The organism is Mesorhizobium sp. WSM4312 (assembly GCF_002294875.1).
GTDB lineage: Bacteria > Pseudomonadota > Alphaproteobacteria > Rhizobiales > Rhizobiaceae > Mesorhizobium.
In genome coordinates this window covers 183,825-195,878 of the sequence record NZ_NSFU01000013.1, presented here as the reverse complement: position 1 = coordinate 195,878, position 12,054 = coordinate 183,825, and the positions used below count along the sequence as shown (strand labels likewise).

Annotated in this window: 13 protein-coding genes; 7 read left to right on the top strand and 6 right to left on the bottom strand. The window is 65.6% G+C overall.

All coding sequences use genetic code 11. The features are described from left to right. Positions 1-74: 74 nt before the first annotated feature. Both CK228_RS23065 and CK228_RS23060 read right to left on the bottom strand, forming a co-directional pair. Positions 75-821, bottom strand: a complete 747-nt coding sequence (locus tag CK228_RS23065) for a DeoR/GlpR family DNA-binding transcription regulator (protein WP_095789351.1) — start codon at positions 819-821, stop codon at positions 75-77. Positions 822-1,153: 332 nt separating this feature from the next. Next, positions 1,154-1,768 (bottom strand): TetR/AcrR family transcriptional regulator, encoded by a 615-nt coding sequence (locus CK228_RS23060; protein ID WP_095789376.1) that lies wholly within the window; start codon positions 1,766-1,768, stop codon positions 1,154-1,156. Between the two features lie 245 nt (positions 1,769-2,013). Here CK228_RS23060 and CK228_RS23055 point away from each other — a divergent pair, with 245 nt between their 5' ends. The 3 genes from CK228_RS23055 to CK228_RS23045 are packed head-to-tail and all read left to right on the top strand — an operon-like array spanning position 2,014 to position 5,776. Beyond that, positions 2,014-2,487: a (2Fe-2S)-binding protein gene (locus CK228_RS23055; RefSeq protein ID WP_095789350.1), complete on the top strand. Its 474-nt coding sequence runs from the start codon at positions 2,014-2,016 to the stop codon at positions 2,485-2,487. Further along, positions 2,484-3,467 carry a xanthine dehydrogenase family protein subunit M gene (locus tag CK228_RS23050; RefSeq protein WP_095789349.1) on the top strand — a complete coding sequence of 328 codons (984 nt, stop codon included), beginning with the start codon at positions 2,484-2,486 and terminating at the stop codon, positions 3,465-3,467. Before CK228_RS23055 ends, CK228_RS23050 begins: the two co-directional genes overlap by 4 nt. Continuing rightward, positions 3,464-5,776: a xanthine dehydrogenase family protein molybdopterin-binding subunit gene (locus CK228_RS23045; protein WP_095789348.1), complete on the top strand. Its 2,313-nt coding sequence runs from the start codon at positions 3,464-3,466 to the stop codon at positions 5,774-5,776. Before CK228_RS23050 ends, CK228_RS23045 begins: the two co-directional genes overlap by 4 nt. Before the next feature lie 57 nt (positions 5,777-5,833). Here CK228_RS23045 and CK228_RS23040 read toward each other — a convergent pair whose 3' ends face one another. Then, the gene (locus CK228_RS23040) at positions 5,834-6,844 is read right to left on the bottom strand and encodes an NAD(P)-dependent alcohol dehydrogenase (RefSeq protein WP_095789347.1); all 1,011 of its coding nucleotides are present in this window, start codon (positions 6,842-6,844) and stop codon (positions 5,834-5,836) included. A 96-nt stretch (positions 6,845-6,940) separates the two neighbouring features. Here CK228_RS23040 and CK228_RS23035 point away from each other — a divergent pair, with 96 nt between their 5' ends. Then, on the top strand, positions 6,941-7,870 hold the full coding sequence (locus CK228_RS23035; protein WP_095775170.1) for a LysR family transcriptional regulator: 930 nt from the start codon (positions 6,941-6,943) through the stop codon (positions 7,868-7,870). Between the two features lie 88 nt (positions 7,871-7,958). Here CK228_RS23035 and CK228_RS23030 read toward each other — a convergent pair whose 3' ends face one another. Continuing rightward, complete coding sequence (locus CK228_RS23030; RefSeq protein ID WP_095775169.1) at positions 7,959-8,342, bottom strand: SgcJ/EcaC family oxidoreductase; 384 nt, start codon at positions 8,340-8,342, stop codon at positions 7,959-7,961. A gap of 142 nt (positions 8,343-8,484) precedes the next feature. Here CK228_RS23030 and CK228_RS23025 point away from each other — a divergent pair, with 142 nt between their 5' ends. The 3 genes from CK228_RS23025 (at position 8,485) to CK228_RS23015 (ending at position 9,686) form a co-directional block, all read left to right on the top strand. Beyond that, positions 8,485-8,694, top strand: a complete 210-nt coding sequence (locus tag CK228_RS23025; protein WP_095775168.1) for a hypothetical protein — start codon at positions 8,485-8,487, stop codon at positions 8,692-8,694. Between the two features lie 34 nt (positions 8,695-8,728). Further along, positions 8,729-9,118, top strand: a complete 390-nt coding sequence (locus tag CK228_RS23020; protein ID WP_095775167.1) for a VOC family protein — start codon at positions 8,729-8,731, stop codon at positions 9,116-9,118. Positions 9,119-9,389: 271 nt separating this feature from the next. Next, positions 9,390-9,686, top strand: coding sequence for a hypothetical protein (locus CK228_RS23015; protein ID WP_245438098.1), 297 nt, complete (start codon positions 9,390-9,392; stop codon positions 9,684-9,686). A 38-nt stretch (positions 9,687-9,724) separates the two neighbouring features. On the opposite strand, the gene CK228_RS23010 is transcribed toward CK228_RS23015, so the two are convergent. Then, a complete protein-coding gene (locus CK228_RS23010; protein WP_095775166.1) occupies positions 9,725-10,483 on the bottom strand; it encodes a slipin family protein in 759 nt (252 codons plus the stop codon). Next, positions 10,480-11,883 (bottom strand): nodulation protein NfeD, encoded by a 1,404-nt coding sequence (locus tag CK228_RS23005; RefSeq protein ID WP_095789375.1) that lies wholly within the window; start codon positions 11,881-11,883, stop codon positions 10,480-10,482. Before CK228_RS23005 ends, CK228_RS23010 begins: the two co-directional genes overlap by 4 nt. Positions 11,884-12,054 lie beyond the last annotated feature (171 nt).

The following is a 12,054-nucleotide window of genomic DNA, read 5'->3' as shown; positions in this document are numbered from 1 at the left end:
CCCCTACCCCCGTCGAGTCCCTTTTGAGACTTCTCTTACTTTTTTTGTGACTTTTCCATCAGACCAGTAAAATGTCAAACGGCCTGCGGCAGGAATGAATCCGGCCCGACCTCGCCATGTTCGGTGATGATGGCGTCGAAGCCGTCCATGGCCGAAAAAAAGGCCCGCTTGAGCTTGCCGATCTTGCTCGAGTCGATGACCAGATAATTTTCGCGCGCCAGGCTCATCACCTTCTGCTTCACCACCGCTTCGTGGAAATGCTCGCAGGTGGCGCCGCGCTTGGCGTCGACGCCGGCGGCCGACAGGAAGGCTGCGTTGATGCCGACGCTGTTCAGAATGTCGAAATCATGCGTGCCCGAGAAAGACGCCGAGGCCGGATGATAGACACCACCCAGCATGATGATGGTGACATTGGGCTTGCGGCTCAGGCGTTCCGCGATATTCATGGCGTAACATATTGCCGTTATTTGATAATTGTCGGGAATGAGATCGATCAGATGGATCAGCGTCGTGCCGCAGTCGATGAAGATCGTCTCGTCGGGCCGTATCTTGCGCACCGCATGCACACAGGCTTCGCGCTTGGCCGCCGCATGGCTGTCGGCCGCGGTCGCCAGTTCATAGGGAATATCGGCCTCGATCTCGGCCGCCGCCAATATGTGCCCGCCGAGATAGGCGATCTGCCCCTGGTTGGTGGCGATGTCACGCCGCACCGTCATCTCGGAAACGCCGAGCAGCGCTGCCGCTTCGCTGAGATGGATAACCCGCCGCTGCGACAGCAGATCGATAAGCCGTGCCGTCCTTTGCGCCTTGCGAGCCGTCATGCGTTGGCCTGTGCATCCCTTGAAATGTGAGGATTTTAACAACCGCTCGCATTTGGTTGCAAGCCCTGCGTCCCGCTTCGCTCTAGATCTCTTTAGGTGCGGCGCGAAAGATAATCGCGAAGGCGATGCAAGCGCCGTTGAATCTCCAGCTTATCGAAGAGAAACGGGCCGCCGCCGGGTCTGTAGCTCGCAAGGTCTATGACCACATCTTGAACAAGCTCATCATCGGGATAGGCCGCGTCGAGCAACGCTTCCAGACTGTTGGCGGCTGCCAGGCTGGTGTCCTCCCCGCTGACGAACCAGTCAGCAACAAGCTGAGGTCGTCCACGATGTCAGCCCTTCCCCGCCCCGAACCGCAGCCCGTCCATCAACAGCTTGACCAGCCGCCGCGAGCGGTCGCGCCACTCTGGCGTATCGGGCGCTGAGTAGATGCCCGACAGCGCGTGCAGCACGTCGGAGGCATCGACGTCGCCACGGATGGTGCCGTCGGCCACCGCCGCCTCGACCAGTTGGCGCAAGGCCTGCGAGACCCGCCCCGACGTGTCGGAGAACAGGGTGGAATTGGTTGTCAGCAGGATGCGCAGGCTGGTCGCCAGGCCACGCTTGGTGGCGATGTAGTCGACGAAGCGCCGCATCCATTCTTCCAGCGCGACATCGGAGGGATGTTTCGCGGCAAGCTCGCCGGCGGCGGCGCACAGCGCCTCGACCTCGCGGCGGTAGACCACCTCGACCAGATGCTCGCGCGTCGGGAAATGCCGGTAGAGCGTGCCGATGCCGACGCCGGCGCGACGCGCGATCTCCTCCAGCGAGGCATCGATGCCGCGCTCGGCAAACACCGAAGCCGCCACCTCGACCAGCCGGTCGCGGTTGCGCCGGGCATCCGCGCGCAGCGGCTTTTCCTCCGTGGCGGTCTTCGTTTCGGCGATCGCGGACGGCTCGACGGCCAATTTTTTCTCCACATTGTGTCAGGGGCTTGAACCCGGCCGGGTCAGCCCCCACGTAATAAACGGAGGCACCTCCGCTTTAGTGGAGTGCCTTCATCATATAAGAAGGGGAACGGGTATGTCACGTCTTTCAAAGCCGCAAGCCACAGCTCCCCTGCCAGCCGGGGATTGACGAAGACGCCCTTGCCCTCCCCCGCCCCGACACCAGATCATTCCCCTCAGCGTCAAGCAACTGGAGCCAGACGCCCATGACGAAAATCCCCGTCCATCTCGACATCAACGGCCGGCACCACGAATTGCAGATTGAGCCGCGCGTGACGCTGCTCGATGCTCTGCGCGAGCGGCTCGGCCTGACCGGCACCAAGAAGGGCTGCGACCATGGCCAGTGCGGCGCCTGCACCGTGCACATAGACGGCGAGCGCGTGCTGGCTTGTCTGACGCTGGCCGCGCAAGCCGAGGGCCGCGCCATCACCACCATAGAGGGGCTTGCACGGGAGGGCGAACTGCATCCCGTGCAGGCTGCCTTCCTCGAACGGGACGCCTTCCAGTGCGGCTATTGCACGCCCGGCCAGATCATGTCGGCGGTGGCCTGCATCCGCGAGGGCCATGCCGGCTCCGACGAGGAAATCCGCGAATACATGGCCGGCAATCTCTGCCGCTGCGGCGCCTATCCGCACATCGTTGCCGCCGTCCGCCAGGCAGCCCAGGAGTTCGCATCATGAGGGATTTTTCATACCTGCGCGCCACTTCGACTGACGCCGCACGCCAGGCGGCCGCCCTGCCCGGCGCCATGCTGCTGGCCGGCGGCACCACGCTGATCGACCTCGCCAAATGCGGCGTCGCCGAGCCCGACACGCTGGTCGACATCACCCATCTCAAGGGGCTCGACCGGATCGCGGTCGACGAGCGCGGCGCCACCATCGGCGCGCTCGCCAGAATGGGCCATGTCGCCGACCATGCCGACATCAAGAGCCGCTTCCCCGCCATCTCGGAAGCGCTGTGGCAGGCGGCGTCGGCGCAGATCCGCAACATGGCGACCATCGGCGGCAATCTGATGCAGCGCACGCGCTGCCCCTATTTCCGCGATCCCGTGAATTTTGCCGCCTGCAACAAGCGTGTATCAGGCAGCGGCTGTTCGGCCATCGGCGGAGTCACCAGGGGACACGCGGTGCTCGGCACCAGCGAGGCCTGTATCGCCATGTATCCCGGCGACCTCGCCACCGCCTTGGTCGCCTTCGACGCAACAGTTCATCTGGGCGAGCGCAAGCTTCTGGTGGATGACTTCTTCCTGCTGCCCGGCACCACGCCCGACAGGGAACACGCGATCGAGCCGGGCGAGATGATCACCGCAATCGCAATCCCTGCCTCCGCGGCAGCCCGCCGCTCGACCTATCTGAAGATCCGCGACCGGCAATCCTATGAATTCGCCGCCGCGAGTGCCGCTGTCGGCATCGAATTCGAAGCAGATGGCCGCACCATCCGCGATCTGCGCGTCGCGCTCGGCGGCGTCGCGACCAGGCCCTGGCGCGTCCGTGCCGTGGAAGACGCCCTGAAGGGGAAGGTGCTGGAGCCGGAAACCGTCCGTGCCGCCAGCCTGCTCGCCGTCGAAGGTGCCGTCGACCATGGCGCCAACCATTACAAGATCGAGCTCGCGCCGCGCGTTGTCGCGCGCGCCATCCTCAAATTGGGAGAGACGGCATGACCGTTCACAACATCAGAGTTGGTGAATCGAAACGGGGCGACGCCTCCGACGGCACACTGGCGGAGGCCGTCGGCGGCCGGCTGTCGCGCGTCGACGGCCCGGCCAAGATCACCGGTGCCGCGAAATACGCGGTCGAACAGCAGCTCGAAGGACTGGCTTACGCCGTGCTGGTCGAAAGCACGATCGCCTCGGGCAAGGTACGCGCGATCGACACGGCAAGCGCTGAAGCCTCGCCCGGCGTGCTGCGAGTGCTGACGCCGGATACCATCATCAGCCTGAGGACCGCGTCGGACTGGCTCGGCACGCCGCCGCCGGACAAGCCCTATTGCCCGCTGGCCCGCGACATCACCTTCTCGGGCCAGCATGTCGCGGCGGTTGTCGCCGAAACCTTCGAGCAGGCGGTCGCCGCGGCGGCCCTGGTCAACGTCAGCTACGACGAGACGCCTTCCATCGTCGACCTCAGCGACGGCAAGGCCGGTGACGGCATTGCGATCGACGCCATGACCAAGGAATGGGGCGATGCGCCCGCCGCCTTCGCCGCCGCGCCGGTGCGCATCTGCGCCGCCTACAACACGCCGCGCGAATACCAGGCGCCGATGGAGCCGCATGGCCTGATTGCGCGCTGGGAAGGTGATCGTCTGACCGTGTGGGAGCCGAGCCAGTGGCTCGACGGCATGGCCCGCACCTATGCCGAATGGTTCGAAGTGCCGTTCGAGAATGTGCGGCTGGTCTCGCCCTATATTGGCGGCGGCTTCGGCTCCAAGGCGCTGGCGCTGAGCCACGGTGCGGTGGCGGCAAGTGCCGCCAAAATGATCGGCCGCCCGGTGAAGCTGGTGATGACGCGGCCGCAGACCTTTACCGGCTATGGCGGCCGCGCCGCGACGCGCCAGACCGTGACCATCGGCGCCGACCGCGACGGCGTGATCCAGTCGATCGTGCATCGCGGCGTCAATGAAACGTCCATCGACGGCATGTGGGTCGAGCCGCTGGGTTCGGTCACCTCGATCATGTACGCGACGCCGAATTTCTCCTCGAAGCAGAATGTCGTGCGGGTCAATTCCGTGGTGCCGGGCGCCATGCGCGCGCCGGGCGAAAATCCCTCGGCCTTCGGCATCGAAAGCGCCATCGACGAGCTCGCCTATGAGGTCGGCATCGATCCATTGGAAATCCGCCTGCGCAACTATGCCGAACAGGATCCGCACGCGAAAAAGGCCTGGTCGACCAGGCAGTTGCGCGAGGCTTTTGCCGCAGGCGCCGAACGCTTCGGCTGGTCCAGGCGCTCGCCGAAACCGCGCTCGATGCGCGACGGCAACCAGCTGATCGGCTGGGGCGTCGCCGCCGGCACCTATCCGGTGCGGCGCGCCTATGGCGAGGCCGTCGTGCGCATCCTGGCCGACGGCTCGGTCGAGGTCGAAAGCTCCTCGATCGACATGGGCCAGGGCACCTACACCATCCTGGCGCAGACCGCCGCCGAGACGCTCGGCGTGCCGGCCGACGATGTGGTGGTGAAGCTCGGCGACTCCCGCTTTGCCCGCGCCGGCGTCAGCGGCGGCTCGCGCCTGGCCGGCGTGATGACGGGTGCTGTTCACAAGGCCGCGACCTCGGCGCTCGATCAACTGGTGGGGCTCGCCATCAGCGATCCGCGCTCGCCCTTCCACGCACTGCAGGCCAACACTCTGGTTGTCGCCAATGGCCGCATCGGCTCGCCGCGCGGCGATGGCCCCGATGTCTCGATCGCCGAACTGCTCAAGAGCGTCGGCCGCGACCGCATCGAGGCGACCGGCGACACCATGCCGGCCAATTCGACCGCCGAGGACCGCTACAAGAACTACACCACCATCGCCATGGCGTTGCCGCACACCGAGGGCGACTATTCGCGCTATTCCTGGTGCGCGCATTTCATCGAGATCCGCGTCGACGAGGATTTCGGCACGGTGCGCGTCTCGCGCGTGGTGTCGGCGCTGGATTCCGGCCGGCTCTACAACCCCAAGCTCGCCGAAAGCCAATGGAAGGGCGGCATCATCATGGGCATCGGCCAGGCGCTGCTGGAAGAAGGCATCATGGATCGTCGCCATGGCCGCATCGTCAACAACAACCTCGCCGACTACCTCGTGCCGACCAATGCCGACATCCCGGACATCGAGGTGATCTCGGTCGGCATTCCCGACCCGCACTCCTCGGCGCTCGGCGGCAAGGGTGTGGGTGAGCTCGGCATCGTCGGTGTCGCGCCCGCGATCGCCAATGCGGTGTTCCACGCGACGGGGAAGAGGGTACGCGATTTGCCGATCACGCTGGAGAAGCTGATCTGAAATGGAGCGCGTAATCTCCTTTTGCGGTGGAGATTACGCGCTCGGTCACTTTCGCCCCTACCACTCCAGCCCGAACACCAGCTTGCCGAAGTGCAGGCCGCCGGCGGCCATGTGGGCGTAGGCCTCGGTCGCCTCGTCAGGTGAAAACACCTTGTCGACGACCGGCTTGATCCCCGCGGCGCCGATGGCGCGGGCGGCGTCGCGAAGGTCGGACACCGACCCGGTGTTGTTGCCGATCACCTTCAGCGCCTTGATGATGATCGGCAGCAGGTTGATCGTGGCCTCGGCGCCGGTGACGAAACCGATGGTGAACAGCGTGCCGCCGGGCGCGGTGGCGTTGACGGCGCGGGCGAAGGTGGCGGTGCCGCCGGTCTCGACGACGAGGTCGGCGCCGAGCCCGCCCGTCAGCTCAAGCACCTTGCCGTCCCAGTCCGACGTCGCGCGGTAGTTGATGAGATGATCGGCGCCCAGCGCCTTAGCCCGTTCCAGCTTCTCGTCCGACGACGAGGTGATGATGACGGTGGCGCCGGCCGCCTTGGCAAGCTGCAGGGTGAAGATCGAGACGCCGCCGGTGCCGAGCAGCACGACGACCGAGCCCGGCCCGACATTGGCGGCGCGGATGGCATTCCATGCCGTGGTGCCGGCGATCGGCACTGTCGACGCCGCCTCGAAGGAGAGATGCGCCGGGACCGGCACGAGCGAATTGGCCGGCAGCGCGACATATTCGGCCAGCGACCCCGGCAGCGAGATGCCGCGCATCTGCGTCATCTCGTAGGGCCGCGGCCGGCCGCCGATCCAGCGCGGCTTGGCATGGGCGACGACGCGATCGCCGGTGCTGAAACTCGTAACGCCCTCGCCCAGCGCGACGATCTCGCCGGCGCCGTCGGCGACCGGGATGAGCGGAAAGCTCGAGCCCGGATAATTGCCGCTCGCCACCGCGACATCGACGAAATTGAGGCTTGCCGCACGCTGGCGGATCAGCACCTCGCCGCGCTGCGGTTCGGGGGTGGCGACGGTGGCGGCGCGGAAGGCGTCGAGCCTGGGTTGGCTCAGTTCGATGGCTTTCATGGTTTCACTCCGGTGAGACGATCGATGGTTGAGTGAACCTATCTGTTGCGCTATTCCTGGATAATCGTTCCATTTTGCATTTGAGTAATGCGAAACATGCAGCAATCTCATGAACCGGCGGCCCTTGCCGAAATGGCGGCCTTCGCGGCCATCGCCGAGGCGCGCTCCTTCACCAGGGCGGCGGCGCGTGTCGGGCGCGACGCGACCATCCTGTCGCGGCGCCTGCAATCGCTGGAGGAGCGGCTGGGGGTCAGGCTGCTGCATCGCACGACACGCAGCGTGTCGCTGACCGAAGCCGGTGCCGAATTCCTGGTGCGCGTGCGCGCCATCCTCGCCTCCGTCGACGAGGCCGAGGCCGCCGCGTCGGCGCATGCCGGAGGCAGCCCGCGCGGCCTGCTCAGGCTGGCGCTGCCTGGCACGTTCGGGCGCATGTGGATCGGACCGCTGCTGCCGCAATTCCTTGCCGAATTTCCCGATATCCGCATCGAGGCCGAATTCTCCAACCGCTTCGCCGATCTGGTCGCCGAGAATTTCGACGTCGCCGTGCGGCTCGGCGCGCTGGAGGATTCGCGCCTGGTGGCACGCAAGGTGGCGACGCGGCGCCGGCTGCTTTGCGCCGCCCCCGCCTATCTCGCCCGAAGAGGCAGGCCGCGGACGCCGCAGGCGCTGCTCGAACATTCCTGCCTGGGCTTCAGCGGCTTCCAGACCTTTCCGGCCTGGGAGATGACCGACCACGAGGGCCGGCGCGCACGCGTCGAGGTTTCCGGGCCGTTGGTCAGCGACGATGCCGAGGTGCTGGTCGAGGCCGCCGTGCAGGGCCTCGGCCTGATGATGAGCACCGACTGGCTGATCGGACGCGAACTCGCCGACGGACGGCTGGTGCCTGTCCTGGAGGAGTGGACGCTGGCCGATGAAGGCGCGGTCTATGTCGTCGTGCCCTCGGCCAAGGGACAAGCCGCCAAGACCCGCGCCTTCGCCGACTGGATCGGTAAGCGATTTTCGCCGGAGCCACCCTGGCGAAGGTAAGGGCGACGTAGCGGGCGTTCGCGCCGGCGATCGAACGCGGTGCACACACCCCAAAAAAGGGGAGATAGGCACTTCCGGCGGTCGCGCCCTACCCTTTCGCCGCGAGCAAATTTGCATCCCGCGCCAGCCGCCAGCGGCCGTCATTCTCCTTGCGCAGCAACGTCAGCGTATAGCCCGACCGATGCACCGGCTCGCCGCCGGGCGGTGTCGCCGTCATATCGATGCGGTTGCGTATATAGGCCCAGTCGCCGAGCAGTTTGAGCTCAACGATCTCGCTGTCACCATCGATCTTGGTCTCGCCCATGCTCCTGGAGGTGGCGGCGAAGGCTTCCTTGCCGAAGGGCTCCTTGCCGGGAACCATGAAGACGACATCGTCCGTCATCAGGCCAAGCACGGTCTCCAGATCGCCATTCCGGCTCGCCGCCATCCAGGTCTCGACCACGTGGCGGATCGCGGTTGCGTCATCGGTCATCGGTTTATCTCCTTGCAATCGTCGGCGATCGGATTGTCGTAAATACCTAGTGCAATCGCCTTCGCCAGCAACGCCGCAGGCGGAACCCGAGCGCTATCGCCCGCGTTTTGTGACGGAGGACTCCACGAAATGGAGAAGGACAATGGCAAGCGCAGCTGACCGCGATCCGCGGCACCACACACAGAAGATGCAGAAGGCATTCAAGGAGATTCAGGACCACCTGCGGGAAGATGTCGCAAAGGTCGATGAGCCCCAGTTCAAGGCGATGTTCGAGACGTCGGCGGAGGTTCTGGGCGGATTGATCAAGGCGTTCCAGGATTATGAGCAGAAGAATGAAGCAGCTTGGCGGTAGCCTGGCTTCGTCGTGAAAAAAGAGAGGCAGGACCATGTCCGCGTCCGCGACTGTCAATGTCCGCTATATGGTCAGCGACGTCGATGACGCCGTGGCCTGGTACACGCAGCATCTGGGGTTTGAGCAACTTTCGAACCATGCGCCGGCGTTCGCGGACGTCAGACGCGGAGCGCTTCGCCTGCTTTTGAGCGGTCCGACCAGCTCGGCGGGCAGACCGATGCCCGACGGTGAACGGCCGGGACCCGGAGGTTGGAACCGCATTCATCTGATCGTCGAGGACCTGGCGGCGGAGGTCGCCCGGTTGCGCACTGCGGGCCTCAACTTCCGCAATGAAATCGTGACGGGGCCAGGCGGCTCGCAGATCTTGCTGGTCGACCCTTCCGGCAATCTGGTGGAACTGTTCGAGCCGGCCAAGAGCAGATAAGCGATCCACTCAGGGGAGATTGGCAGCTCGCCGGTTTTCACCAATCTCTATAAGATGCCCCCGCCACGGCGGGGACCGATAATGAAAAGCGCGCTGGCAATCGTCGCACTGGCACTTGTAGCCACCCCTTTCACCCATGCCGCACCTTGCGACTGGTCCGCCCGGATGGAGGAGGACGAAGGCGGCAGCGTGCTGATGGCGTCGGTCTGCGGCGGGCCGAAGGGCGATGCGCATCTGATGCTGGCCTGCTTCGACAGGCCGGTGCTGAGCTATGATCTGGGCGCCGCGGGCGGACAAGATCGAGCCCGGCACCAAGGGCACCTTCAGCTTCAAGGCCGGCGGCAAGAGCGTGACCAAAACGCTCGTGCTGGAGGCGATGTACAATTACTTCACGGCAGACCTGTCCGGCCCTTCCGACCCACTGCTGGCGCTCTTGCGCGGCAAGGGTGAGGTGACGGTTTCCGCCGACAAATACGGCACGGCGAGCTTTCCGCTGAAAGGCTCCGGAGCCGCGATCGGCAAGGGGCTGGCAGAATGCGGCAAGGGTTCGGGCGGCGAGGCCGATTGACTCTGCCGACGAGGGAAGAGACCGGCAGCGTCAATGCCTCACTTCCCCTGCCCCTTCATGAACTGGCTGAGCAGATCCACCGGCAGCGGGAATACCACCGTCGACGAGCGCTCGCCGGCAATGTCGTGCAGGGCCTCGAAATAGCGCAGTTGCATGGCCTGCGGCTCGGCCGCCAGCATCCGGCCCGCCTCGACCAGTTTCGCCGCCGCCTGCTGCTCGCCATCGGCATTGATCACCTTGGCGCGCCGCAGCCGCTCGGCCTCGGCCTGCTTGGCGATGGCGCGGATCATGCTCTCGTTCAGGTCGACATGCTTGATCTCGACATTCGAGACCTTGATTCCCCAGGCGTCGGTGCGCTGGTCGAGGATCTCCTGGATGTCGCTGTTGAGCTTGTCGCGCTCGGCCAGCATCTCGTCGAGCTCGTGCTTGCCGAGCACCGAGCGCAGGGTGGTCTGCGCCAGCTGGTTGGTGGCGGCCATGTAGTCCGCGACCTGGATGATCGCGCGCTCGGCGTCGACGATGCGGAAATAGAGCACCGCGTTCACCTTCACCGAGACGTTGTCGCGCGAAATCACGTCCTGCGGCGGCACATCCTGCACCACCACGCGCAGGTCGACCTTCACCATCTGCTGCACGAAGGGGACGAGGATGATGAGGCCAGGACCCTTGACCCCGGTGAAGCGGCCAAGCGTGAAGACCACGCCGCGCTGATATTCCCTGAGGATACGGACAGCCGCCGACAGGAACATGATCACGACCAGCGCAACGACCAGATAGGCCACATAACCAACCATCATTGTCTTGCTCCATTCCTTGCCGCATCGCGCCGCCGCACGGTCAGCACGAGGTCGCTTATCTCGGTGACCTCGACGCTGTCGCCCGCTGCGATCGGTTCGTCCGCCCTTGCCCGCCAGCGCTCGCCCAAAGCCAGCACATGGCCCTCGCCGCCCTGCCAGTCGAGGATCTCGACCGGCAGGCCGCGCATCGCCTCGCCGCCGACGCGCGGCGGGTTCTTGCGTGCCGCCCAGACATAGGTGCCGGTCAGCAGCGCCAGCCCAAGCGTCAGCGCGGCGGCGGGGCCGATGACGGCCCATGACATGGCAAAGCCCGGCCCCTCCACCCTCAGCAGCATGGCGGCGCCGAAAAGAAAGGCGGCCACGCCGCTGACCCCAAGCAAGACGGTGGAATTGAGGGCCTCGATGATGAGGAAGGCGATGCCGAGCAGCATCAGCGCAAGGCCGGTATAGTTGATCGGCAGGAGGTTGAGCGCATAGAGCCCGAGCACCAGGCAGATGGTGCCGATGACGCCGGGCGCGACCGCGCCGGGACTGGTGAACTCGAAGACGATGCCATAGACTCCGACCAGCATCAGGATGACCGCGATGTTCGGATCGGTGATGACCGAAAGAAGCTGGATGAACCAGCCGGGCTCCAGCGTCTCGACCGGCAGCCCCTTGGTCGCCAGCACCACTTTTTTGCCGGCCACGTCGACGGTGCGCCCATCGGCCAGTTGCAACAGCTCGGTGGTGTCGTGGGCGACGAAGTCGATGACATGCTGCTGCAGCGCCGCATTGGCCGACAGGCTTGCCGCCTCGCGCACCGCCTTCTCGCCCCAGTCGCCATTGCGCCCGCGCAGTTCGGCGAGCGAGCGGATCAGGGCGACCGCGTCATTGGTCACCTTGGCCATCATCGCGTCGCCCGCCGGCCGGCCGTCCTCACCCTTTTGGTCGCCCCGGTTCTTCTGGTCGCCCTGGTTCTTCTGGTCGCCATTGTCGCCGCCCGGCAGCGACGGCAGCCCGCCGATCTCGACCGGTGTCGCCGCGCCGAGATTGGTGCCGGGCGCCATCGCCGCGATATGGGTGGCGTAGAGGATATAGGTGCCGGCACTCGCCGCATGGCCTCCGGCCGGCGCGACATAGCCGATGACGGGCACCGGCGAGGCCAGGATGTCGGCGATCATCTCGCGCATCGAGGTGACCAGCCCGCCCGGCGTATCGAGTTGCAGGATGAGGACTGCGGCGTCCCGCTTGGCGGCGACATCGAGCGCTTCCTCGAGTTGCCTGGTGCTCGCCGGCCCGATGGCGCCGTCAATGGCGACGCTCAGCGCAACCTTCTCGCTCCCAGCCGAGGCGAAGGGAGAAAACGCAGCCGCGGCGACAAAAGCCACGGCAAGAAAGGCCACCCGCGCGAAGGACACGCTCAACGCTCCATGGACTCAATATGGGTGGTGTCCCGGCGAAGTCCAATGGGGAGCTGATGGCGCCGATTGGCGAAGGCCGATGTGACGGCGAATGGCGTTTCCCCGCGCGGCACGTGCGCGGGGCGTTCGGCGACGCGCCGGTGTTGCATTGTCCCGCGCCTGACGTCT

What these genes read in the sequence shown, in the direction of transcription:
- CK228_RS23065 (WP_095789351.1), bottom strand. Translation starts at nt 821, where the DNA reads ATGACGGCTCGCAAGGCGCAAAGGACGGCACGGCTTATCGATCTGCTG.
- CK228_RS23055 (WP_095789350.1), top strand. Translation starts at nt 2,014, where the DNA reads ATGACGAAAATCCCCGTCCATCTCGACATCAACGGCCGGCACCACGAA.
- CK228_RS23050 (WP_095789349.1), top strand. Translation starts at nt 2,484, where the DNA reads ATGAGGGATTTTTCATACCTGCGCGCCACTTCGACTGACGCCGCACGC.
- CK228_RS23045 (WP_095789348.1), top strand. Translation starts at nt 3,464, where the DNA reads ATGACCGTTCACAACATCAGAGTTGGTGAATCGAAACGGGGCGACGCC.
- CK228_RS23040 (WP_095789347.1), bottom strand. Translation starts at nt 6,844, where the DNA reads ATGAAAGCCATCGAACTGAGCCAACCCAGGCTCGACGCCTTCCGCGCC.
- CK228_RS23035 (WP_095775170.1), top strand. Translation starts at nt 6,941, where the DNA reads ATGCAGCAATCTCATGAACCGGCGGCCCTTGCCGAAATGGCGGCCTTC.
- CK228_RS23030 (WP_095775169.1), bottom strand. Translation starts at nt 8,342, where the DNA reads ATGACCGATGACGCAACCGCGATCCGCCACGTGGTCGAGACCTGGATG.
- CK228_RS23025 (WP_095775168.1), top strand. Translation starts at nt 8,485, where the DNA reads ATGGCAAGCGCAGCTGACCGCGATCCGCGGCACCACACACAGAAGATG.
- CK228_RS23020 (WP_095775167.1), top strand. Translation starts at nt 8,729, where the DNA reads ATGTCCGCGTCCGCGACTGTCAATGTCCGCTATATGGTCAGCGACGTC.
- CK228_RS23015 (WP_245438098.1), top strand. Translation starts at nt 9,390, where the DNA reads ATGATCTGGGCGCCGCGGGCGGACAAGATCGAGCCCGGCACCAAGGGC.
- CK228_RS23010 (WP_095775166.1), bottom strand. Translation starts at nt 10,483, where the DNA reads ATGATGGTTGGTTATGTGGCCTATCTGGTCGTTGCGCTGGTCGTGATC.